21 protein-coding genes and 2 tRNA genes are annotated in these 23,251 nt (G+C 66.7%); 8 read left to right on the forward strand and 15 right to left on the reverse strand.

Translation table 11 applies throughout. The annotated features are described in order from the left end of the window. Positions 1-28 precede the first annotated feature (28 nt). A complete protein-coding gene (locus tag DXK94_RS13075; RefSeq protein ID WP_079596618.1) occupies positions 29-1,234 on the forward strand; it encodes an ROK family protein in 1,206 nt (401 codons plus the stop codon). On the opposite strand, the gene DXK94_RS13080 is transcribed toward DXK94_RS13075, so the two are convergent. The 8 genes from DXK94_RS13080 to DXK94_RS13115 form a co-directional block, all read right to left on the reverse strand. Further along, positions 1,227-1,886 carry an SDR family oxidoreductase gene (locus tag DXK94_RS13080; RefSeq protein ID WP_079596617.1) on the reverse strand — a complete coding sequence of 220 codons (660 nt, stop codon included), beginning with the start codon at positions 1,884-1,886 and terminating at the stop codon, positions 1,227-1,229. The two genes, DXK94_RS13075 and DXK94_RS13080, sit on opposite strands and share 8 nt — an antisense overlap. Before the next feature lie 16 nt (positions 1,887-1,902). Further along, on the reverse strand, positions 1,903-2,460 hold the full coding sequence (locus DXK94_RS13085; RefSeq protein ID WP_079596616.1) for a dihydrofolate reductase family protein: 558 nt from the start codon (positions 2,458-2,460) through the stop codon (positions 1,903-1,905). Then, complete coding sequence (gene yidC, locus DXK94_RS13090) at positions 2,453-3,268, reverse strand: membrane protein insertase YidC (RefSeq protein ID WP_079596615.1); 816 nt, start codon at positions 3,266-3,268, stop codon at positions 2,453-2,455. Before yidC ends, DXK94_RS13085 begins: the two co-directional genes overlap by 8 nt. 138 nt (positions 3,269-3,406) lie before the next feature. Then, positions 3,407-4,354, reverse strand: a complete 948-nt coding sequence (locus tag DXK94_RS13095; protein ID WP_147294376.1) for a hypothetical protein — start codon at positions 4,352-4,354, stop codon at positions 3,407-3,409. Positions 4,355-4,651: 297 nt separating this feature from the next. Continuing rightward, positions 4,652-4,725, reverse strand: a tRNA-Met gene (locus DXK94_RS13100). A 61-nt stretch (positions 4,726-4,786) separates the two neighbouring features. Beyond that, positions 4,787-4,858: transfer RNA gene (locus DXK94_RS13105), tRNA-Thr, on the reverse strand. A 437-nt stretch (positions 4,859-5,295) separates the two neighbouring features. Further along, complete coding sequence (locus DXK94_RS13110) at positions 5,296-7,422, reverse strand: DEAD/DEAH box helicase (RefSeq protein WP_115525261.1); 2,127 nt, start codon at positions 7,420-7,422, stop codon at positions 5,296-5,298. A gap of 404 nt (positions 7,423-7,826) precedes the next feature. Continuing rightward, the gene (locus tag DXK94_RS13115) at positions 7,827-8,483 is read right to left on the reverse strand and encodes an MOSC domain-containing protein (RefSeq protein ID WP_115525262.1); all 657 of its coding nucleotides are present in this window, start codon (positions 8,481-8,483) and stop codon (positions 7,827-7,829) included. Positions 8,484-8,642: 159 nt separating this feature from the next. Here DXK94_RS13115 and DXK94_RS13120 point away from each other — a divergent pair, with 159 nt between their 5' ends. The 4 genes from DXK94_RS13120 to DXK94_RS13135 are packed head-to-tail and all read left to right on the forward strand — an operon-like array spanning position 8,643 to position 13,192. Then, on the forward strand, positions 8,643-9,251 hold the full coding sequence (locus tag DXK94_RS13120) for a Tat pathway signal protein (RefSeq protein WP_079596584.1): 609 nt from the start codon (positions 8,643-8,645) through the stop codon (positions 9,249-9,251). Positions 9,252-9,253: 2 nt separating this feature from the next. Continuing rightward, positions 9,254-10,465, forward strand: coding sequence for a glutathionylspermidine synthase family protein (locus tag DXK94_RS13125; RefSeq protein WP_115525263.1), 1,212 nt, complete (start codon positions 9,254-9,256; stop codon positions 10,463-10,465). Next, positions 10,462-11,985, forward strand: a complete 1,524-nt coding sequence (locus DXK94_RS13130; protein ID WP_115525264.1) for an APC family permease — start codon at positions 10,462-10,464, stop codon at positions 11,983-11,985. Before DXK94_RS13125 ends, DXK94_RS13130 begins: the two co-directional genes overlap by 4 nt. Before the next feature lie 7 nt (positions 11,986-11,992). Then, complete coding sequence (locus DXK94_RS13135; protein WP_115525265.1) at positions 11,993-13,192, forward strand: acyl-CoA dehydrogenase family protein; 1,200 nt, start codon at positions 11,993-11,995, stop codon at positions 13,190-13,192. Positions 13,193-13,291: 99 nt separating this feature from the next. Here DXK94_RS13135 and DXK94_RS13140 read toward each other — a convergent pair whose 3' ends face one another. From DXK94_RS13140 to DXK94_RS13165, 6 genes are all read right to left on the reverse strand, one after another. Further along, positions 13,292-14,062, reverse strand: coding sequence for an SDR family oxidoreductase (locus DXK94_RS13140; RefSeq protein ID WP_115525306.1), 771 nt, complete (start codon positions 14,060-14,062; stop codon positions 13,292-13,294). 25 nt (positions 14,063-14,087) lie between these two features. Then, the gene (locus DXK94_RS13145; protein WP_115525266.1) at positions 14,088-15,434 is read right to left on the reverse strand and encodes an MFS transporter; all 1,347 of its coding nucleotides are present in this window, start codon (positions 15,432-15,434) and stop codon (positions 14,088-14,090) included. Then, positions 15,431-15,940 (reverse strand): helix-turn-helix domain-containing protein, encoded by a 510-nt coding sequence (locus DXK94_RS13150; RefSeq protein WP_115525267.1) that lies wholly within the window; start codon positions 15,938-15,940, stop codon positions 15,431-15,433. Before DXK94_RS13150 ends, DXK94_RS13145 begins: the two co-directional genes overlap by 4 nt. Before the next feature lie 120 nt (positions 15,941-16,060). Continuing rightward, positions 16,061-17,224, reverse strand: a complete 1,164-nt coding sequence (locus tag DXK94_RS13155) for a cystathionine gamma-synthase (RefSeq protein WP_115525268.1) — start codon at positions 17,222-17,224, stop codon at positions 16,061-16,063. A 38-nt stretch (positions 17,225-17,262) separates the two neighbouring features. Further along, a complete protein-coding gene (locus tag DXK94_RS13160) occupies positions 17,263-18,648 on the reverse strand; it encodes a cystathionine beta-synthase (RefSeq protein ID WP_079596577.1) in 1,386 nt (461 codons plus the stop codon). A 17-nt stretch (positions 18,649-18,665) separates the two neighbouring features. After that, the gene (locus DXK94_RS13165; protein WP_181884825.1) at positions 18,666-19,085 is read right to left on the reverse strand and encodes a VOC family protein; all 420 of its coding nucleotides are present in this window, start codon (positions 19,083-19,085) and stop codon (positions 18,666-18,668) included. Positions 19,086-19,236: 151 nt separating this feature from the next. On the opposite strand from DXK94_RS13165, the gene DXK94_RS13170 reads away from it, so the two are divergent. The 3 genes from DXK94_RS13170 (at position 19,237) to DXK94_RS13180 (ending at position 22,123) form a co-directional block, all read left to right on the forward strand. After that, positions 19,237-20,235 (forward strand): DNA-3-methyladenine glycosylase, encoded by a 999-nt coding sequence (locus DXK94_RS13170; protein WP_115525270.1) that lies wholly within the window; start codon positions 19,237-19,239, stop codon positions 20,233-20,235. Positions 20,236-20,348: 113 nt separating this feature from the next. Continuing rightward, positions 20,349-21,317 carry an ATP-binding cassette domain-containing protein gene (locus DXK94_RS13175; RefSeq protein ID WP_115525271.1) on the forward strand — a complete coding sequence of 323 codons (969 nt, stop codon included), beginning with the start codon at positions 20,349-20,351 and terminating at the stop codon, positions 21,315-21,317. Continuing rightward, a complete protein-coding gene (locus DXK94_RS13180; protein WP_115525272.1) occupies positions 21,317-22,123 on the forward strand; it encodes an ABC transporter permease in 807 nt (268 codons plus the stop codon). Before DXK94_RS13175 ends, DXK94_RS13180 begins: the two co-directional genes overlap by 1 nt. Positions 22,124-22,200: 77 nt before the next feature. Here the strand turns inward: DXK94_RS13180 and DXK94_RS13185 are convergent, their stop codons facing one another. Next, positions 22,201-23,043 carry a hypothetical protein gene (locus DXK94_RS13185; protein ID WP_309544324.1) on the reverse strand — a complete coding sequence of 281 codons (843 nt, stop codon included), beginning with the start codon at positions 23,041-23,043 and terminating at the stop codon, positions 22,201-22,203. Positions 23,044-23,251 lie beyond the last annotated feature (208 nt).

Here is a 23,251-nt window from a genome sequence, read left to right on the forward strand (position 1 = left end):
TGGTGTGGTCCGCAGAAAGGTCAACAGCATGCCTGAAATGCCCCTTGCCACTCCCAGCCTGCTGCGGCGGGTCAGTGCCGGCGCCGTGCTGGAGTTCATGCGCCTCTCCGGCGCGGTGACGGTTACGGAGGTCATGGACGCGACCGGCCTAACGAGGGCAACGGCCATTTCCGTGTGCGAGGACCTGAAGGACCGAGGGTGGATCCGCGAGCTGGAAAACCAGCGGGCCTTCGGGGACTACCAGAAGGGGCGGCCGGCCCGCAGGTTTGAACTGAACCACCGCGCCGGCGTGGTCCTGGGCCTGGACATCGGCTATTCCAAGGTGACGGCGGTTGTTGCGGACTTGCGGGGCAAGACCGTGGCCAGGTTCAGCCGGCGTTTTGATGTCGCCGACCTTACTGCCGTCCAGCGCATCAGCTTTATCGACCAGGTGGCCATGACGGCGCTGGAGAGCGCTGCTGCCGGGCCGGAGGAAGTCCTCGCTGTCTGCGCAGGTGTTGCCGCCCCCGTGGACCGGCACGGCGACGTCCTCGCAACGCAGAAATTCTGGGGCCTGTTCGATATCGACCTGCGGGCGTCCCTGAAGGACCTTCGGGGCTGGACGGTGCTGCTGGAGAACGACGCCAACCTGGCGGCGCTCGGGGACCGCTGGCTAGGCGCGGCCGCCGGCGTGGATGACGTGGTGGTCATCCTCGCCAGCGAACGCCTGGGCTCTGGGGTCATCGACGGCGGCCGGCTGCTGCACGGCAGCCGCGGCAGCGCCGGTGAGCTGGCCTTCCTGGACCTGGTTCAGGGTGTGGGCGACACCTATGGCATCGCCCACCTAGCACGGACCTGGGCAGCGGAAGCCGTGACCGGCGCGGCAAGGACGTCCCTGCGCGCCCACGCCCGCGATGGCGCCGAGGCAGAACAGGTCTTCGCGGCCGCGGCATCCGGCGATGCCGTGGCACAGGACATCCTGGAGCGCCTGGCAGACAGGATGGCCCGCGTCATTGGCACCGTGGCCACCATGTACAACCCGGAGCTTGTGGTCATTGGCGGCGCGGTGGCCAACTCGGCCGGTGTGCTGCTGGACCCTATCGCCGCACGGCTGCCGGAATTCACGGCCACTCCCCCGCGCATCGCCGTCTCCCCGCTGGGCGACGCCATGGTGACTGTCGGAGCGGTCCGCGCGGCGCTGGACTACGTGGAGAAAAATTCCCTCGACCTGGAACTGTCCACAACGGTCAGTTAAGCGACTCCAGGGCGGCAGCAACCGGCAGCGAGCCGTCGCAGAACTCGATCGTCCGGCCCGCCGTCTCCGGCAGGTCCAGCACGGCTGCGGCCACGATGGCCGTGTTGCTGCGCGACGTTCCCCGTCCGTCCTCCCCCGCAGAGGGGTTGACCTTGATCATGCCCGTGCCGGGTTTATCGGTCAGGGTGCCCGGCCCCAGGATTGTCCACGCGAGGTCCGTCGCGCGCAGGTACTCATCAGCCGCGGCTTTCGCCTCGGCGTAAGCAAAAAAGCCGTTGTCCTCCGGCACCCCATGGTCCTTGCGCGCCCCGAGGTAGGACACCATCACGTAGCGGTTCACGCCGGCCTGCGCTGCGGCGTCCATCGACCGGATGGCCGCGTCCCTGTCCACGGCATAGGTCCGCGAAGGGTTGCCGCCGCCGGCACCGGCAGACCACACCACGGCGTCGTGGCCCTGCAGCGCGGCCGCGATGTCCGCCGTCGTGGCGTTTTCAATGTCAAGGACCGACGGCGATGCACCGGATTCCGCGACATCGGACGCATGGTCCGGGTTGCGGATGAACGAGGTGACGCTGTGGCCTTCCTCCGCGAGGAGGGTGGACAGGTGGAGGGCCACTTTGCCGTGGCCGCCGATGATTGCGATTCGGGTCATGGACCCATTCTGCCCCTCAAGCCAGGCAGCGGTAGCGCAGGTAGACCACGCCGTTCCGGAACGTGCGCTCATCCATGAGTTCCAGCCGGAGGTTCAGGCCGTCGGGCAGGAACCGCAGGCCCCCGCCCACCGATACCGGGTTGAGGAAGATCCGGCACTCATCCACCAGCCCGGCCCGGAGCGCGGCGGCGGCCAGGGTGGACCCGCCGATGCCGATGCTGCCTTCCGTCTTCTCCTTCAGGTTCCGGACGGCACCGGCATCGAAGGAGCGCTCGACCCGCGTCCTCGGAGCCGGCGGCGCGTCCAAAGTTTCCGAGTAGATAATCTTGTCCGCGTGGCGCCAGATGCGGGCGTAGTCCTGGATCACGGGCGGATCGTCGCTGCCGCCAAGGGTTTCCCAGACGGCCATGACCTCGTACATGCGCCGCCCCAGCAGGTACGTGGTGATCTCGCGTTCCAGATCGTTGACGAAGGCGTGCACTTCCTCATCCGGGGCGCTCCAGTCGAAGTTGCCGCTGCTGTCTGCGACGTAGCCGTCCAGGGAGGCGATGCCGGTGTAGATGAGCTCAGCCATGCGCCCCATTCTGCCCCGCCTGCCGGTCACTGACGAGGAACTGCTGCACCATGGTCCAGAGATTGGTGACCGTCCAGTAGACCAGGACACCGATGGGAAACAGGACGCCGCCCACAGCGAAGACGACGGGCAGCGCGTAAAGCAGCATCTTTTGCTGCTTCACAAGGGGGCTTTCAGGAGCCCCCGGGACCGCCGTCCGGGCCATGATCCTTCGTTGCGTCAAAAACTGCGCAGCGACCATCACCAGGATCATCAGGACGGTCAGCAGCGCAACGGCGGCCGGGTCACCGGCACCGCCATGAAGCACCGACGCGGTCAGGGACGCCCCGAAGATGCTGGATTGGTCAAACTGCACCACGTGGCCGGCGCTCATCGCCCCGATCCCCTCCCCCTGCCGCGCCCGTGTACTGATGCCGGAGAGGACCTGGAACAGTCCCAGGAAGAACGGGACCTGGACCAGCACGGGAAGGCAGGCCGAAAACGGGTTGGTCCCGTGCTCCCGGTACAGCGCCATCTGCTCCTGCGCCATTGCCTGGCGGGACAGCGGGTCCGTTTTGCCCTGGTATTTTTCCTGGAGCTTCTTCAGGTCCGGCTGCAGGAGCCGCATCCGGCGCTGGGCATCGAGCTGCTTCAGGAACACGGGAATCAGCGCCGCGCGGATCAGCAGCACCAGCCCGATGATGGACAGCGTCCAGGTCCAGCCGCTGGCTGCCGGCATGCCGGCAGCGCTCAGCCCGTCGTGGATTCCGACCATAATGACGGACACAAGCCACTGGAACGGAGCCATGATTTCGTCAAGAACGTCCATGCGGCGGTCCCCCAATGTCTGATGCCGCAAAGCTACGGCGAAACGGGGAACTTGTCACGCAACGAAAAAGCGGGGGCCGGCGAATATCGCCGGCCCCCGCAGGGCCACCAGTTGACGCTGGTGGCCATGTCCGTTTGGTTACTGCTGTACGAGCGTGTTGCCGTAGCCGGCATCGCACTTGCCGTCGTGGATGACTCCTGCCCCCGGTGCCACAACGTAGTTGCTGGCCGGGTTGAAGACGGCGGTGTTGACGTTGGTCACCTTGCTGGCGCAGGCGTTGGCGCCGTCGGCGCTCATGCTCTGGCCGCCGATCCACATGTCGATCCAGATGGTGGAGTTGGTGCCATGGACGTTGACGCCCTGGTGGCACGGGCCGCCCTGGGGATCGTTGCCGTCACCGCAGGTGTCTTCGACGATGAAGTAGCGGCGGACGTCCGGAAGGTAGATCCGCGTGCCGGCCGGGAAGTCGAGGACGTCCTCGCCGGTAGCGAGCGAGTGGCCCACGGCAATGGTGATGGGGTCTTCGTAGGTGCCGGTGCCCCCGGCGGTCTTGTGCAGTACCGGGTGGCTGATGGCGGACGAGCCTGCCGGGGTGTTGTCGTACCAGGTGTACGCCGTGGTGTAGGCGGTGGTGACGATCCGTTCGGAGGACGACGCCGGCAGGACAGGCGCGGGGGCCGCGGCAGGGGCTGCCGGTGCCGGGACAGCCGAGGGCACCGGGCGCACGGCCTGCAGCTTTTCAGCTGCCTTCTGGGCGGTTGCCGCTGCAGCCGCCTGGGCCTTCTCGGCCTCTGCTTTTTCGGCCGCGGCTTTGGCGGCCTTCTCAGCTTCGGCTGCTGCCTGGGCCTTCTCGGCTGCGGCAGCTTCCTCGGCCTTCTTGGCAGCAGCGGCCTTTTCGGCGGCAGCGCGCTGGGAGGCCCCCACCTCTGCGGACGACTTGTCGTGGACGGTGCTGGAGCTGGCTTCAATACCGGCGTTCGCCGAGGACTGTGCGGATGAGTTTGCGTCGCTGCTTACGCCGCTGCACGCCGACGTGGCGAGCAGGACCGAGAGCATGCCGACGGCCAGCAGATTGTTTCTGCGCATGGAAAACAAAGCCTCTTCATGGGAGTGCGGAACGGGCAGTCCCAGGGGGATCCTGCCCGGAGTTGGGTGCGGCTGCGGAACGCAAGGGCGCTGCCACCTGGGGGCTTACCACACGCAAGCATCAACGACGCTCTTTGGGAGGCGTGTGCGCCAGCCGGTGACCTAAACGTTACCTTGGCCGCCGGGCAGGAAGCCAATCGGCGACATGCCGGCCCCAGGACCTGCACCGGGGGCACCCTATGAGGGAGTTAAACAGGAAAACCCCCGGAACCTTGCAGATTCCGGGGGCTTGTCCTGTAGCGGTGGGGAGGCTCGATCTCCCGACCTCACGATTATGAGTCGTGCGCTCTAACCAACTGAGCTACACCGCCACGAATGAGAAAAACCTGCGCCAAGCCGGTCAAAACCGCCTTGACACAGGCCCTCATTCAGAGCCCCCCACCGGAATCGATCCGGTGACCTCGTTCTTACCAAGAACGCGCTCTACCACTGAGCTAGGGGGGCAACGAGTAAATACTCTACCGGAAGATTTTCCCACCAACAAATCGGCTCCGCGGGCGGCCGGGAGGCGGCGCAAGAGTTGCACTTCTACCCTTCATGGGGTCGCTTTTCCGCGCCATTACAGGGATTCCCGGGCCACCAGCCGGCACCGCCCAGGCGCCAAGGGCCGCGCGCAGACCCGCCAGATGCGTGAAGTGTGGCGAGTCCCACACCGAAAACTTTTTGTCCGCGCACGGCAACAACGCGGGGTCACTTCCGGCCCAATTCCAGGCCGCGGAACGGGCCACGACTGACCCCGCGTTGTCCTGGCCAGCCGGCGACGTCACCCGCTGCGGGAAAGGCAAGGACCGGACGACGCCGGGGGCCACCCGAGTCGTGCGTTAAATGCCGATGGGCCGGCTCGAAAGCCGGCCCATCGGGGATGTCAGACTAGCTGACGGTTACCACTTGCCCTTGCGGTTGAAGTCGCGGTGTCCGCCCTCGTTGCCGCGGGGCTTGCGGGAGCCGTCGCCGTGGCCGCCGAAGCGGGAGTCGCTGGACTGGCCACGGTCGCCGAAGGAGCGCTCGGAACGTTCGCTGTAGGAGCGGCCGCCGCGGTCCGCGGAGGTGCGCTCGCCGTCGTTCTTGCGGAACTCCTTCTTGAACCCGCCGCTGCCCTTGAAGTTGCCGCCGCGGTCACCGCCACGGTCGCCGCCGCGGTTGCCCTGGTAAGCGCCGCGTTCGCCCGAGGGCTTGCGGCCGTTGTCCAGCTCGAGGTGGATCAGCTCGCCGCCGATCCGGGTGCGGGACAGGGCACGCAGCTGCTCGGGGCTCAGGTCCGCGGGCAGCTCCACCAGGGAGTGGTCCGAGCGGATGTCGATGCCGCCGATCTGCGCCGAGGAGATGCCGCCCTCGTTGGCGATGGCGCCCACGATGGAACCGGGCATGACGCGCTGGCGGCGTCCCACGGCGATCCGGTAGGTGGCGTTGCCCTCGGTGAGCGCACGGGTGGGGCCGCGGGAGCCGAAGCCGTCCTTGGAACGCTCGCGCTTCTGGAACTCGGGAGCTGCGGGGAGCTCCTTGACCAGCAGCGGCTGTCCGCCCTGGGCCATCACGGCAAGCGCGGCAGCGATCTCCGAGGCCGGAACGTTGTGCTCTTCCTCGTAGGACGCGATGAGGTCGCGGAACGGAGCCACGTCCTCGGAGGCCAGGGTCTCCGTGATGCGCTCGGCGAACTTGCCCAGGCGCAGCGTGTTCACGGTCTCCGCCGTGGGCAGGTGCATCTGCTCCACCGGCTGGCGCGTGGCCTTCTCGATGGAACGCAGCAGGTACTTCTCGCGCGGCGTCATGAAGAGGATCGCGTCACCCGAACGGCCTGCACGGCCGGTACGGCCGATGCGGTGCACGTAGGACTCGGTGTCATGCGGGATGTCGTAGTTGATGACGTGGCTGATGCGCTCCACGTCAAGGCCACGGGCTGCGACGTCGGTGGCCACGAGGATGTCGATGCGGCCTTCCTTCAGCGCGTCCACAGTGCGTTCACGCTGCTGCTGCGGGATGTCACCGTTGATGGCGGCCGCCTGGAAACCGCGGGACTTCAGCTTGTCGGCGAGGTCCTCGGTGGCCATCTTGGTCCGCACGAAGGCAATAACGCCGTCGAACTCTTCAACCTCGAGGATGCGGGTCATGGCGTCGAGCTTGTGCGGGCCCATGACCTGCAGGTACCGCTGGCGGGTGTTGGCGCCGGTGGTGGTCTTCGACTTCACGGAGATCTCGGCCGGGTTGTTCAGGTACTGCTTGGACATGCGGCGGATCTGGCTCGGCATGGTGGCAGAGAACAGCGCAACCTGGCGGTCCTCGGGCGTCTGCTGGAAGATCTGCTCAACATCGTCCGCGAAGCCCATGCGGAGCATTTCGTCGGCCTCGTCCAGCACCAGGTACTGGAGCTCGGACAGGTCAAGGGAACCCTTGGCGATGTGGTCGATCACGCGGCCGGGGGTACCCACAACCACCTGGGCGCCGCGGCGCAGGCCTGCGAGCTGGGGGCCGTAGGCGGAGCCGCCGTAGACGGGAAGGACGGTGAAGTCGTCGATGTGCTTGGCGTAGGAAGTGAAGGCCTCGGCAACCTGGAGCGCGAGCTCACGGGTAGGAGCGAGCACCAGGGCCTGCGTCTTGCGGGACGGGCCGTTGAGGTCGTGGAGCTCTGCCAGGCGGGACAGTGCCGGTACTGCGAATGCTGCAGTCTTACCGGTGCCGGTCTGGGCGAGGCCCACAACGTCGCGGCCTTCAAGCAGCAGCGGGATGGTTGCTGCCTGGATGGGGGACGGCTTTTCGTAGCCGACGTCCTGCAGGGCGGCCAGGACGCGGCCGTCGATGCCGAGGTCGGCGAACTTGATGCCTTCTTCGTCGTCTTCCTCGACCTTGGCGGCGGGAGCGGACGCCTCTGCGGCGGGTGCTGCTGCCGGGGCGGCGGCTTCTTCAGCGGGCTCTGCTGCCGGGGCAACGGCCTCGGTGAATTCGACAGCCGCGGTGGGGGCGTCGTTCACGGTGTTGGGGGTGTCGACGGAGTCGTTCTGATTTTCGGGCATAGGGAAATATTCCTCATCCATAGGGGGCCAGGCGGCACTACCCGAGGTGAGCGGAGCCGCAGTACGTGTGCCGTGGATGCCGGGCAAACATTGACCGGCCGGTCACAGAAGTCCGGCGCTTTCGCAATCCCGTGGCAGGACTTCGCGCTGCATCTCTTGGCTGCTATCCCAGCAGTCTGTACAGCGTTTTCTTTAGCCGGCTCTCCCTATGAAAATGCCCGCATCGCTTGTGCGGGCCCCAACACTTGCCAGTCCTGCCTCAAAAATTGGGCAGGAATAAGGGATTTCCGGAGTGGGGGATGTTTCAAGTGTACGGTACGGAAGGTGCGGACCGGAAATCATGCGGGCGACGGCGGCGGTGAGCTTGCGCACATGGCGCGCCTCCGCCGTCGTACTTTCCCCCGCTAGCCGCGGAGCTGCCGCTGGAGCGCCTCGAACTTCTTGGTGAATTCCGGCTGCTGTAGGCGGATCTCGCCGTCGGCGTCCGCATCCTTGAGCGCTTCCATGGCCTCCACGTCCGGCTCGCTGAACCACCGGCCAATCGTGACGCCGTGCCGGGGAACGAAGGTCCGGTGGATATGGTCGCCGGCCTGGATGGTTCCGGTGCGGATTACCCGGAGGTAGGCGCCCACCCTGCCCTCATCGGTGAAGCGCTTGACGAATCCGCGCTCCCCCAGCCGCCGTTGGAAGGTGGCACAGGGGGTGCGGGGGGACGTGACTTCCAGTTCGACGTCGAGCCCGATCTTCCAGCGCTCTCCGATCACGGCGGAAGTGGCGTCGATGCCTGTTACCCGGAGGTTCTCGCCGAAGGTGCCCGGCGGCACGTCACGCTGGAGCTCGGCGGCCCAATAGTCGGCGTCGGCCTGGGAATAGGCGTAGATGGCCTGGTCCGGGCCGCCGTGGTGGACCCGGGTTGCCTGGATGTCTCCCTGCAGGCCCAGCCGGTGCACCTTGATTGGCCCTTCGACGGGTCGCTTGTCAATCGCCGTCACGCCCACGTTCGAGGCGTCGGGCAGGAGTTGGTGGACACGGCAGACGGCAAGCACGGACGCGGTTTCCATGGCTCCAGTGTAGGGTCCCGGACCCGTGCCGGACCGGATGGGCAGCGCTCCCCTGGTTCCCGCTCGCAGCCCCGGCCGGCAAGGACTACGCTGAATTGAAGATTTGCAGTGGGGGTGCAGCGCTGTGCCCAATTTCCGTGGACAACAGAGGGGGACACCGTGGACCCGAACACCGGGGATCCGAAGGATCCGGAGCGCGAGCCGGGCAGCGCCCAGGGCGCCGGCGGGGGCAGCAGCCCCAAGCCTCCCCCATGGCAGGTACCCAAACCGGAACTCCGCCCGGAACTGCTCAACGAACCCGTCACCCCGGTGGACCCGTTTGCCCGGGACCGGGAGAAGCAGCTCAACGAGGCGGCGGCCCGGAAGAAGCGATCCCAGCGGCGCACCGTCGTCGTTGGCCTTGGCGTGACCGCCCTGCTGGCCGGCACCATCACCGCAGTGGTTGCCAGCAACCAGGACGAACCCGAGTACGCGCAGGTGTGCTTCAACGATGAAACCGGCGAGCGCGTCGAGGATGCCAGCTGCGACAGTTCTGCAGGGAGGGCCGGCGGCATCTACGCCTGGTACTTCTTCTCCCGTGGCGCCTACGTTCCGGCAGTGGGACAGAACCGGTCCACGGCTCCCAACTACACCCGGACCGTGCCCAGCGGCGCGAAAGCCTCAACGGGCTACACCACCCAGGGCGGCACCGTCAGCAGGGGCGGCTTCGGCACCAGCGCCAAAAGCGGAACCAGCGGTGGCGGCGGCGGCAAAGTCTCGGGGGGCTGAGCGTGAAGCGGTTGCCCTCTGAACCCCGGCCGGGCTGGAAGCAGAAGATCGAAGAGCAGGGCCTGGTTTTCTCCACAACCACCATGGATGACGGACGGAAGATCGAATACTGGAACGAATCCGCCTACTACGAGTTCACCCTGGACGAGGTGGAAACCCTCGAGGAGACAGCCGAAGAGATGCACCGGATGTGCATCGAGGCGGCAAAATTCCTTGCCACCGGAGCCATGGGCACCATCGGCATCGGTCCGCAGGCATTGGAGCTGGCCGCTGAATCCCTGCAGGCCGGCGACGTGGACGTCTATGGCCGGTTCGACTTCATCTACGACGGGCAGGGCGGCCCGGCGAAGATGCTCGAATACAACGCCGACACCCCCACCGGCCTGATCGAGGCCGCAGTGGCGCAGTGGTTCTGGCTGCAGGACGTCTTCCCGGAGAAGGACCAGTGGAATGGCATCCATGAAGCCCTGATCCGGCAGTGGAAGAAGTTCCAGTACCGCACCGGCATGAGCACCCTCCACGTGGCGCACTCGGAGGTGGAGGAATCCGGTGAAGACTGGATGACCGCCGCCTACATGCGGGATGTCGCCAGCCAAGCCGGATGGACCACCATCGGGATCAACATGTCCGATATCGGCTGGGACCCCAACCTCAACCGCTTCGTGGACCTGGATAACTTCATGATCAGCACCATCTTCAAGCTGTACCCGTGGGAGCTGATGATGAAGGAGCCGTTCGGGCACCGGCTGCTGGAACGCGCGCACAACCCCCGCTGGGTGGAGCCTGCCTGGAAGATGCTGCTCTCCAACAAGGCCCTCCTGGCCGCCCTCTGGCACCTGTACCCGGAGCACCCCAACCTGCTGCCCGCCTACCTTAACGAGCCGGGGCCGCTGAAGGAATGGGTGGCCAAGCCGCTGCACGGCCGTGAAGGCGACAACATCAAGATCCATGCCGAAGGCATCAGCCTGGAACAGCCGGGCGGGTACGGCCGCGAGGGCTGGTGCTACCAGCAGTACCACCCGTTGCCGGACTTTGACGGCAACCATCCCGTCCTGGGCCTGTGGGTGGTGGACGGCGAATCCGTAGGCTGCGGCATCCGCGAATCCGACGGCCCCGTCACCGACTACTTCTGCCGCTTCGTGCCCAACACCATCGACGCGCCGGCACCCCTTTCGGCTGCGGCCTCCTCCAGCAAAGCAGGTATCCAACTATGAGCACAGACACCACGACGGCGGGCGGCCAGGGCGGAGCGCCCGGCACCCTGGTCCCCGCCAAGGGACTGCGCGCCGGAATCCTGGACCTTGGTGACTCCGTCATGCTGGGCCTGGCCTCCACGGCGCCGGTGTACTCGCTTGCCGCTACGCTGGGCCTCATCGTGGCGGTAAACGGGAACTACACTCCGCTGATCCTGCTCATCGGGTTCATCCCTGTCCTGTTCATCGCCTACGCCTTCCGCGAGCTGAACAGCGCCATCCCGGACTGCGGCACCACCTTCACCTGGTCCCGCCGCGCCTTCGGGCCCTGGGCCGGCTGGCTGGGCGGCTGGGGTGTGGCGCTCGCCGGCATCGTGGTCCTGGCCAACCTCGCGCAGGTGGCCGGCCAGTACCTCTGGCTTCTGGTGGGCGACGGGGCGCTGGCGGAAAACAAGATCCTGGTCACCGCCACCGGCGTGCTGTTCATCGCCGTGATGACCCTGGTCAACTACCGCGGCATCAGGCTGGGCGAGCACGTCCAGCGGGTACTAACCTACGTGCAGTACATCGCCCTGGGAATTTTCGCGCTGGCCATTGTGGTCCGGATCGTCGGCGGGGCGCCGGAGGGGCAGGCGTTCGACCTTGAATGGTTCAACCCGGCCGGTGCCTTCGCGGATCCCGGGGCGGTGGTGCATGGGGCGCTCCTGGCACTGTTCATCTACTGGGGCTGGGATACCTGCCTGGCCGTGAACGAGGAAACGGAGAACCCGTCCGTCACACCGGGCCGCGGTGCCGTCATCTCGGCCTTTGTCCTGGTAGCCATCTACGTCTCCGTGGCCCTGCTGGTGATGATGTACGCCACCGTGGGCAGCGAAGGCATCGGCCTGGGCAACGAGGCCAACCAGGACGATGTGTTCGTGGCCATGAAGGACGTCGTGCTCGGCCCGTGGGGCTGGCTGATCGTCGTCGCTGTCCTGGCATCGGTGCTGTCCTCCACGCAGACCACCATCCTGCCCACCGCCCGCGGAACGCTGTCGATGGGCGTCCATGGTGCCCTGCCTGCCAGGTTCGGCAGGGTCCATCCACGGAACCAGACTCCCGGCTTTTCCACGCAGGTGATGGGCGCGGCAGCCATCGCCTACTACGTGGCCATGAGCTTCATCAGCGAAAACCTGCTCTCGGATTCCATCAGCTCCATCAGCCTCTTCATCGCCTTCTACTACGCCCTCACCGGTTTCGCCTGCTTCTGGTACTTCCGGGGCACCCTGCGCGAGTCGGCCCGTAACCTCTGGTTCCGCGGGATCCTGCCGCTGGTTGGCGCGCTGCTCCTGACAGGCGCGTTCTTTGTCTCGGCCGTGCAGATGTGGGACCCGGCCTACGGCGATACCGAGATCTTCGGTGTCGGCGGGGCGTTCATCAGCGGCGTGGTGTTGCTGGCGCTGGGTGTGGTGCTGGCCGTCGTCTGCCGGTTCCTGCCCTCCACCCGCGGCTACTTCACGGGCAAGCCCACAGCAGTGGCCTCCGCCGCGACCACGGCATAGGCCCCTGATGACGGACGCAGCCGACCTGTCAGCCAGCCCCGACCCGTCCGATGTCCTGGACCTCGACGGACTCCTGACCCCGGAAGAACTGGCAGTGCGCCAGAAGATCCGCGAGTTCACCGACCAGCGGATCCGGCCCGGAATCGCCGCCTGGTACGACGCCGCTGTGTTCCCGCTGGAGCTTGCCCCTGAACTTGGCCGGCTGGGCGTCCTGGGGATGCACCTGCAGGGCTATGGGTGCCCCGGGAGGTCCGCCGTCGAATACGGCCTGGCCGCGATGGAACTGGAGGCGGGCGATTCCGGGATCCGCACGTTCGTTTCGGTTCAGGGTTCCCTGGCCATGACTGCCATCCACAAGTGGGGTTCCGAGGAGCAGAAACAGGAATGGCTGCCCCGGATGGCGGCCGGCGAAGTCATCGGATGTTTCGCCCTGACCGAACCGACGGCCGGTTCCGACCCGTCCTCCATGACCACCGTCGCCCGCCGGGACGGCGACGGAGACCAGGCAGGCTGGGTGCTGGACGGCGCCAAGCGATGGATCGGGCTGGCGTCAGTGGCGGGCGTCATGGTGGTGTGGGCCAGGACCGACGACGGCGTCCGCGGGTTCCTGGTCCCCGCCGGTACCCCGGGCGTGACGGCCACTCCCATCACGCAGAAATTGTCCATGCGGGCCTCCATCCAATGCGATGTGGTGTTCGACGGCGTCAGGCTGGGACCCGAGGCCCTGCTGCCGGCCGCCCGTGGCCTGCGCGCTCCGCTCACCTGCCTGAACGAGGCACGGTACGGCATCGCCTGGGGCGCGATGGGGGCTGCGCGGGATTCCTACCAGGCGGCACTGGCGTACTCGCAGGAGCGGCTGCAGTTCGGCAAGCCGCTGGCCGGATATCAGCTGACCCAGGAGAAGCTGGTCAACATGCTGGTGGAGATCCAGAAGGGCACGCTGCTGGCACTGCACCTCGGACGGCTCAAGGACGCGGGAACGCTGAGGCCCGAGCAGATCTCGCTGGGGAAGCTGAACAACGTCCGGGAGGCGTTGGCCATCGCCCGCGAAGCCCGCTCCATCCTCGGCGGCAACGGCATCACACTGGACTACCCGCCGCTGAGGCACGCCTCCAACCTGGAGTCGGTGCGAACCTATGAGGGTACCGACGAAGTCCACACCCTGATTCTCGGCCAGCACATCACCGGCATCGGCGCCTTCCGCTGACCCACCCCAAGTAAGTAGCGCCATCTGTCGTTTTGAGTGGTCAAAACGACAGATAGCGCTACCTAGTTGGGCGGGAACCGTGGAAGGTGGGACGGGCACCTAGGCCGAGAAGCCGCCGTCGGACTTGATCAGCTGGCCGGACACCCAGCGGCCAGCCGGCGAGAGCAGGAAGGCTGCAGTGCCGGCAACGTCTGCGGGAGTGCCCAGCCGGCCGGTGGGCTGGCGTTCGACGACGGCCTGCCGGATGTCGTCCGTCATCCAGCCCGTGTCCACCGGACCCGGGTTGAGGACGTTGGCGGAAATTCCCTGCGGACCCAGTTCGCGGGCCGCCGCGATCACGATCCTGTCCAGCGCGCCCTTTGACGCGCCGTAGGGAAGGTTGAACGCTGTGTGGTCACTGGTCAGCGCAACGATTGCGCCGCCGTCGTCCGTTGCCTGCCGCGCGAACGCGGCAATCAGCTGCCAGCTGGCCCGGGTGTTCACGGCGAAATGCCGCTCGAAGGATTCCAGGCTGGTGTCCAGGATTCCTGAGTCCACGGACTCCGCGTGGCTGAGCACCATCCCCTGCAGCGGTCCCGCAAGCGAAACGGCCTCCGCTACCAGCCGGTCCGGGACCCCGGGGTCCTGCAGGTCGGCGGACAGGACGTGGACCCGGGCGCCGATGGCTTCGAGCTCGGCGGTCAGCCGGATGACATCCTCGGGTTCACTCCCCCACGGCATCCGCTCGTCGTACTCCTGCCAGTAGGACAGGACCAGGTCCCAGCCGTCGGCCGCGAGCTGGCGGGCAATGCCGGCGCCGATGCCCGCCAGCCGTCCGGCACCCGTGATCAGGGCAGTGTTGCGCACAGCGCCTTGCGAAGGGGTTTCCATGGCACCAGCGTAATAGGCCATTCGCCTAGGGCACCGGGACCGGCTCTTCCCGCGGGGCGGAATGCCGGCGGATGGTGGCGCTGATGACCGCCGCGATGGTGCACATGGCCGCCGCACCGAACCACGCGTACGTGTACTGGCCCGTCGCGTCCCGGATGAACCCGGCGCCCAGGGCGGCCGCGGCCGCTCCGAGCTGGTGTGCTGCGAAGACCCAGCCGAAGACCACGCTGCCGTCCGCTCCGAAGGTTTCCCGGCAGATGGCGGCCGTCGGCGGGACGGTGGCAACCCAGTCCAGGCCGTAGATCACCACAAACACAATCATGCTGGGCTGCACTTCGGCGCTCAGCAGCAGCGGCAGCACCAGCAGGCCGATGCCCCGGAACTGGTAATAGACGGCAAGCAGGATGCGTGGGTTGAAGCGGTCGGTCAGCCAGCCGGACGCGATGGTCCCCACGATGTCAAAGATCCCGACGACGGCGAGCAGGCCAGCGGCGGTGGTTTCAGGCATGCCGTGGTCATGGGCGGACGGGATGAAGTGGGTGCCGATCAGCCCGTTGGTGGTTGCCCCGCAGATCGCGAAGCCCGCCACCAGCGCCCAGAAGGTCCGGACCCGGCTGGCCCGCCGGAGTACCTGCAGCGCGCGCATCGCCGCATTGCCGCGCGGGGCTGCGTCTCCGGCGGTGGCTTCAGTGGCCGCCGCCGTGACAGCTGGTTCCGCTCCGTAGGGCAGGACGCCGACGTCGGCCGGGGAGTTCTTGAGGAACTTCAGCACCAGCGGGACTACTGCCAGGGCGCCTGCGGCGATGAGCAGCGAGGCCTGCCGCCAGCCGGGATCCTGGGCGAGCATGGCGATGAATGGCAGGAAGACCAGCTGGCCTGCCGCGCTGCCGGCCGTCAGGATGCCGATCACCAGGCCCCGGCTCTTCACGAACCAGGTGTTGGCGATGGTGGCGGCGAAGACCAGTGCCATGGACCCGGTTCCCAGCCCGATCAGCAGCCCCCAGGTGAGGAGGATCTGCCAGGACTGGTTGACCAGCACGGTCAGGGCACTGCCGGCCCCGATCAGCACCAGCGCCGTGGCCGTGACCTTCCGGATGCCGAAGCGTTCCATCAGGGCAGCGGCAAAGGGAGCCGTGAGGCCGAAGAGGACCAGGTTGATGCTGACCGCCGCAGACAGCACCGTGGTGGACCAGCCGAACTCCTGCTGCAGCGGGACCATCAGGACGCCGGGCGCGGCGCGGAAACCGGCGGCTCCCACCAGGGCGAGGAACGCCACGCCCGCCACAATCCAGGCCGGGTGCAGCCGGCGCCGCTGGTTTGGGCGAACGCTTGTTTCGTCCGGCACAGCTGCCTCATCGGGAAGGGTGCTCATGCTGCAGCTTCCTTCCGGACCCCGGCGGTCGAGAGCGGGACGGGCTGCTCCGACCTGGACTGGCTGTGCCAGCTGGTGTTTGCGGCGGTGAGCCGCTCGCCGCACCCGGTGCAGGTGTCCGCGGAGCTGGTCCGTTTCCCGCAGCCCGAATGGATCACGTACATATGGGCCTTGTCCGAGGGGGCCGGAAGATGCTTTTCCGCCCAGATGGTCACGGCATTCAGGACCGGCAGGGCATCCTCGCCCATGGGGGTGAGGATGTACTCCTGGCGGGTGCGGCCGCCGTCGTCGTACGCCTTCTTCTCCAGGAGCCCGGACTCCACCAGGCCGGCCAGGCGTTTGGTGAGCACCGAGTCCGCAACTTCCAGGCGGGCCTTGATGGCGTCAAAGCGCCCGTTGCCAAAGAAGACTTCGCGGAGGACCAGGATGGTCCACGGGTCGCCCAGGATGTCCAGGCCCCGGGCCATGCTGCAGGTGCGCCGGGACCAGTCAGATCGAAGTGCCATACGGGCACCTTAGCTGACTTCTTTGAAGAAAGCCAGGCACTCGCCGAAATGGCACTTCGCGGCAATCTCTGCCGGAAACATTGCCGTGAAGTGCAATCTCGCGGGGCGAGGAATCACCACTTACGGGATGGAGGTGAAGGCCTGCTCCAGGTCCGCGATCAGGTCCTCCACGTCCTCGATGCCGCAGGACAGGCGAAGCAGGTTGACGGGAACGGCCAGCTCGGTGCCCTTGACCGAGGCGTGGGTCATTTCGGACGGGTAGTTCATGAGCGACTCGATGCCTCCCAGGGACTCCGCCAGGACGAACACGGACGTGGACTCGGCCACCTTCCGGGCCGCCGCCTCGCCGCCCTTGAACTGCACGGAGACCATGCCGCCGAAGCTCCGCATCTGCCGCTTGGCCAGCTCGTGGCCCGGGTGGCTGGGCAGCCCGGGGTACAGGACTGCCTCCACTTCCGGGCGTTCCAGCAGCCATTCGGCAACGGCCTGGCCGTTAAGGCTGTGGCGGTCCATCCGTACACCCAGGGTCTTCAGGCCGCGGGTGGTCAAGAAGGCGTCCATGGGGCCGGACACCGCGCCCACCGCGAACTGGACGAAGCCGATCTTCTCGGCCAATTCGGCGTCCTTGACCACCACGGCGCCGCCCACCACGTCGGAGTGCCCGCCGATGTATTTGGTGGTGGAGTGGACCACAACGTCGGCACCCAGGGCGAGCGGTGTCTGCAGGTAGGGGGACGCGAAGGTGTTGTCGACCACCAGGAGGGCCCCGGCGTCGTGCGCTATGTCCGCGAGCGCTGCGATGTCGGTGATCTTCATGAGCGGGTTGGACGGGGTTTCCACCCATACGAAGCGGGTCTTGTTGGCGGCGACGGCCTGCCGGACAGTATCCAGGTTGGCCATGTCCACGGGAGTGTTGCCGATCCCCCAGTCGCCGAGGACCCGGCTGATGAGCCGGTAGGTTCCGCCGTAGGCGTCGTTGCCCAGCACGATGTGGTCACCGGGCCGGGTCAGCGCCCGGATCAGCGCATCCTCCGCCGCGAGCCCCGAGCTGAAGCTGTAGGCGTGGGTGCCCAGCTCCAGGGCGGCCAGCTGTTCCTGCAGCGCGTCCCGGGTGGGGTTGCCGCCGCGGCCGTACTCATAGCCGTCGCGGAGCCCGCCGATGCCGTCCTGCGCATAGGTGGTACTGAAGTGCAGCGGCGGAACCACAGCCCCGGTGCGGGGTTCGAATGCCTGGCCGGCGTGCACGGCGCGGGTGTTGAAACCTTGGTTTTCAGAGGCGGACATGATGCTCCTTATCGGGTGAGCAGTTCAGGGAAGCAGGTTCAGTTGCTGAGGTAGGCCAGCAGGTCGTGCCTGGTGAGGATGCCCACCGGCGCGCCCACGAACGTGACCATGACGGTGTCCACATCCGAGAGGAGCTCCCTGGCCGCGGAGATGGTTTCGAGCGATCCGATCACCGGCAGTTTGGGCCCCATGTGTTCGGAGATCTTGTCCGTCAGCTTGGCCTCGCCGCGGAAAAGCTTGGCGGTCAGGGTGCGTTCGTCCACCGCGCCCAGGACCTCGCCCATGACCACCGGCGGTTCCTGCGACAGGACAGGGATGTGGCTGACGCCGAACTCGTTCATGATGTTGATGACATCGCGGACGGACTCGTTCGGGTGGATGTGCACCAGGTCCGGCAGTTCGCCGTTCTTGGACTTGATGACCTCACCCACGGACGTCTCTTCACCGCCGGAGAGGAAGCCGTAGGAGCGCATCCACTGGTCGTTGAAGATTTTGGCCAGGTAGCCGCGGCCGGAGTCCGGCAGGATAACGACGACGACGGCGCTCTCCGGCAGGTCCCGTGCCGCCTGCAGCGCGGCCACCACGGCCATGCCGGAGGAGCCGCCCACCAGTAATCCCTCTTCACGGGCGAGGCGGCGGGTCATGGCGAAGGAGTCGGCGTCGCTGACGGCGATCACCTGGTCCGGGACGGACTTGTCGTAGTTCGCGGGCCACATGTCCTCACCCACGCCTTCGACGAAGTACGGGCGCCCGGTGCCGCCGGAGTAGACCGATCCTTCGGGGTCGGCGCCGATGATCCGGACCAGGCCGCCGTCGGACTCCGGCCTGTCAGCGGAGACCTCCTTGAGGTAGCGGCCGGTGCCGGTGATGGTCCCGCCGGTGCCGGCGCCGATCACGCAGTGGGTGACTTTGCCGTCGGTGTCGCGCCAGATCTCCGGACCCGTGGTGCGGTAGTGGCTGGCCGGGGCGGCAGGGTTGGAGAACTGGTCCGGCTTGTAGGCGCCGGGGGTCTCGCGGACCAGCCGGTCCGAAACGCCGTAGTAGCTTTGCGGGCTGTCTGGTGGCACCGCGGTGGGCGTGACCACGACTTCGGCGCCGTAGGCCTGGAGTACGGCGCGCTTGTCCTCGCCCACCTTGTCCGGGACCACGAACACGCACTTGTAGCCCTTCTGCTGGGCCACGAGCGCCAGGCCCACTCCGGTGTTGCCCGAGGTGGGTTCCACGATGGTGCCGCCGGGCTGCAGCCTGCCCTCCCGTTCGGCATCCTCAATCATCTGCGCCGCAATGCGGTCCTTGATGGAACCGCCCGGGTTCAGGTACTCCAGCTTGACCAGGACGGTGGCCTTGACGCCGTCGGTCACGTGGTTGAGTTTGATGAGCGGGGTATTGCCGATGAGGTCCAGGATGGACTGGGCGTACTTCATAGGTACAAAGCTACCGCTTACTGCCCGGTGGCCTGCCCCGCCTGCCCTGCCTCCTCCGGCGGAAGGTTTTCCCACAGGCCCATCACGTTGCCCTCGGTGTCCTTGAAGTACGCGAAGGAGCCCATCCCGGGAATGGTTTCCCTGGGTTTCACCACGGCTCCGCCCATCGATTCAATGGTTTGCAGGGTGGCGTTGATGTCCGGCACGTCAATGGTGATGACCGGGTTCTTGAGGTCCGGTTCCCGGGCCATCAGGCCTCCGTTGATGGCGCCTGCTTCCGTGGGCTGCCCGGTGGACTCGTCCATCGGAGTAGTGACCACCATGTTGTAGTCCATGCCGGGGACGGGATCGATCCGCCAGCCGAGGGCCTCCTGGTAGAACTTCCTGGCCCGCTCCTGATCGTCCGCGGGGATTTCGAAATGTACCACTGCACCCAATGCGCTCACCTGCCGGCTTGTAGGAAAGGCGCAGCGATTCCGCGCCACACGGTGGAGTCTAGTCCCGGATGGAGCGTTGGATAAGGGTGTTTTTGCCGGTTGCCGAAGCACGTCCGGCAGCGTTGTCGGCCCCGCGTGGGACGATGGAGGCATGACCATCGCAGAGGCACCTCCCCGGCTGGCCGCTGCCGCCGACGTCTCCCTGCGCTGGTATCCGGGTGGCCCCTTCAGCCTGGGCCGGACCCTCGGACCACTCCTGCGCGGCACCAGCGATCCGTCGTTCAGTATCCAGGGCGATGTCATCTGGAATGCGTATACAACGCCGGACGGTCCGGCCACGCTGCGGCTCAGCCCGGCGGGCGGTGGCGACGGCCCCAGTGCAGTGGCTGAACCTTTCGTGGACGTCCAGGCGTGGGGTCCGGGTGCTGCCGCCGCAGTGGAGGCAGTCCCACGGCTCCTGGGGGCTGACGATGACTGGCGCGCCTTTGACGAGCCCGCCTTCCACGCCACCCTCCCTCTCATGGTCCGGGAAGCACGGCGCCGGAGCCTGGCCCTGCGCCTTCCCGCGAGTGGCCGCATGGTGGACCAGCTGGTGCCCATCATTCTCGAGCAGAAGGTGACGGTGATCGAGGCGAGGCGGGCCTACCGGTACCTGGTGCACCGGTACGGCACACCGGCTCCGGGGGCCGGCGCCTCCACCCCTGCCGGCCTGGTGGTCGCACCCACCGCCGCGCAGTGGCTGCAGATCCCCAGCTGGGAATGGCACAAGGCAGGTGTAGGACCCCAGCGCTCGGCAACGGTCATGCGCGCGCTGCGTTCCGCCGTCGCGCTTGAACGCCTGGCAGTCTTGCCGGCCCATGAGGCCTCGGCGAAGATGCAGACCATCCCCGGCATCGGCATCTGGACCGCCGCGGAAGTGGTGCAGCGGACGCACGGCTGCCCGGACTCCATATCCGTGGGTGACTACCATCTGGCCGCTTATGTGGGGGCGGCTTTGACCGGGCGCAGGACTGACGACGCCGGCATGCTCCGGCTGCTGGAACCGTGGACGGGGCAGCGGCAGCGCGTGGTCCGGATGATCCAGAGCACCGGCTTCCGCAAACCCGCCTTCGGCCCGCGGATGACCATCCAGGACCACCGCCGGCACTAAGGCCCGGCAGAACGTCCTGCCTGGACGGGAATGCGTGGACGGGCACGTCCTGCGGGAGTAGCGTGGCGCAAGGAGCCCGTCCCGGAGCCCCGCCCCGCACCTCTGGAGTCAGCATGATCCACACGGAAAAGCTCACCAAGACCTTCACGGTGAAGAAGGAAACAGTAGAAGCCGTCAAGGGCGTCAATATCGATGTTGCCCGGGGCGAACTGGTGGCCTTCCTGGGTCCCAACGGCGCGGGAAAGTCCACCACGCTGCGGATGCTCACCACCCTGCTTCGGCCCACCTCCGGCATGGCCACCGTCGCCGGCGTAAACGTCACCGCAGACCCGGCGGGAGTGCGCGCGCGGATCGGGTACATCGGCCAGGGCAACGGCGGAGGGCACAGCTTCCGCGTCATTGACGAGCTGGTGATGCAGGGCCGCTTCTACGGGATGAATTCCGCGGATGCCATGGCCCGCGCCCAGGAGCTGTTGAAATCCCTTGACCTCGCCGACCTGGCAAAACGCACCGTGGTGAAACTGTCCGGCGGCCAGCGGCGCCGGATGGACGTGGCGCTGGGCCTGATGCACTCCCCCCAGCTGCTGTTCCTGGACGAGCCGTCCACGGGCATGGACCCGCAGAACCGGGCCAACCTGTGGGAGCACATCATGCGGATGCGCGAGGAGAACGGCACAACCATCGTCCTGACCACGCATTACATGGACGAGGCGGATTCGATGTCAGAGCGGGTGATCGTCATAGACCACGGCCAGATCATCGCCGACGACACCGCATCCCGGCTGAAGGCCAACCTGGCAGGTGACCTGCTTGCGGTGGAGGTCGCCGCGGACGCAGCGCCTGACGTGCGGGGGCTGCTGGGGCGTGCTGCAGCGGGCGGCGAGGTACAGGAAAACCGGCTCGACGGCGTGGTGACGTTCCGGCTCCGACTGCCGGAGGGTGCCCGTCTGGCACCTGCGCTCCTGAAGGAAATGCACGACGCCGGCGCTCCCGCCCAGTCCCTGGAGCTGAAACCGCCCACACTGGACGACGTGTTCCTGGAACTGACCGGCCGCAACCTGAGGGAAGGGGCGAACCGCTGATGACTTCGCTTGCCACATCGGAGGTCCGGGAGAAGCCCGGCCTCGGCCGGATCCTCCGCGACACCAAATACGTGTTCTGGCGCGAGATGCTGCTGCCCCTGCGGGACCCGTTCTCGCTGATCTTCTCGCTGATCCAGCCGCTGGTGTTCCTGGGGCTGTTCGGTCCGCTGCTGGGAGCGGCCGTGGGCGCGCCGGCATTCGGCGGCCAGTCCACGCTCCAGTGGTTCCTGCCCGGCGTGGTGGTGATGATTGCCCTGTTCGGCACGTCCATGACCGGGTCCAACCTGCAGTATGAACTGATGACAGGCTCCTACGAGCGGATCCTGGCCACGCCGCTGTCCAGGTCGTCGCTGATGATCGGCCGGGCCCTGAAGGAGTGGGCGCCGCTGGTGGTCCAGGGGCTGCTGATAGCGCTGGTGTGCATTCCGTTCGGTTTCGTCTTCTACCCCCTGCACGTGCTGATCGGCCTGGTGATCCTGGGGATTTTCGGGATCGGACTGGGCGCCCTCTCCTACGCCCTGGCGCTCGTGTCGCAGAACAAGGAGTGGATCTTCTGGGGTGTGCAGCAGACACTGCTGTTCCCGCTGATGATCCTCTCCGGCATCATGCTTCCCATCGAAGCCGGGCCGGCCTGGATGAAGACCGCAAGCCTCTTCAACCCCTTGACCTACCTGGTCAACGCTGAACGGGAACTCTTCGCCGGCAGCTTCGGGACGGACACCCTCCTTGGCCTGCTCGCCGCCTCGGTGACAGCCGCCGTCGGCCTCGCTGTTGGCGTGAAGGCCATCAACCGGAACATCAAGTAAGCACCTCTAAGAGCAACGCGGGGTCACTCCTGGCCCAATAGACCCTGGTTTTTGGGCTAAACCTGACCCCGTGTTGTTCAGGAGGAACGGTTTTGGGAAGAGCGGCGTGCCCGTTTGATCCTGGCGATGAGCTGTTGAAATTGGTCGGCGAGATCGTCTGCGTTCGGTTTGAAATAGGACCAGCCGGCGTTGATGAAGAATTCATCGCGGCGGTTATCGCGTGACTGCTGCTCCCGTGAGCGGTGATGTTCGCCGTCGTACTGTACAGCGATCCGGTACTTCCGGTACCCAAGGTCGGCTGCCGGCGATCGTGGATCATCGGGGTCAAGGCGCAGCTGCAGTTCCGGCTCGGGCAGGTGCGCGTCCAGCAACGCCAGCCGAAGAAACGTCTCCGGAAAGGAATCAGACCCCACCCGCATCTCATCAATGGCCAGGCGCGCCTTCTCCACCCCCTTCATGTTGGGATGTTGCCGGATCAGCAGGCGCAACCCGTCCTTGTAGGCAAATGGCGCGCTGCGGGACTCCAACTCCGGCCGCGGAATCCGGATCAGCTGGTCGCCCATGGCCACGAGGTATTTCAGGGGCAGCTGGTGCGCCAGGTCAAGCCATGTCCTGGCAGGCCCACTGACCCTGATTCCGTCCACCTCCACGACTTCACCAGGAATCACATGCACGCGGTGACCGATGATGCCGGACCGCCGAACACGCGGCAACCCGTGCGGCTTACTGAGGTGGATCCGCGGCTCGATGCCCAGCCAGGGAGGAAGTCCCAATCCCGATAGGATGGCCGCTGTCTCGTGGGAAACCCAGGCATCCGGGGTTGCCGCGCAGAGCACACGGGCCCGCTCGGCCAGGTCAAGATCCCGCCCCGCATGGGCGCGAATCAGCCGGCCCGAACCAACCAGGTCCTTGGCGCGCAAGCGCTTTTGTGTAACGCCAAGGTCGCGTGCCTGATAGATCGTAAAAGGCTGCTTTGCGAGAGTCTCGGGAAGTGGCCTGGCAGTAACCATGGCACCAAGTGTGCACCCCCAAAGGAATACCTTCTGGAGTTATCCACAGGTATAGGCGCACCCACCCAACCCGGGGTCAGATCCGGCCCGAAGAGACCCGGTTTTTGGGCCAGATCTG

This window comes from Arthrobacter sp. RT-1, assembly GCF_003367205.1.
Lineage (GTDB): Bacteria > Actinomycetota > Actinomycetes > Actinomycetales > Micrococcaceae > Arthrobacter.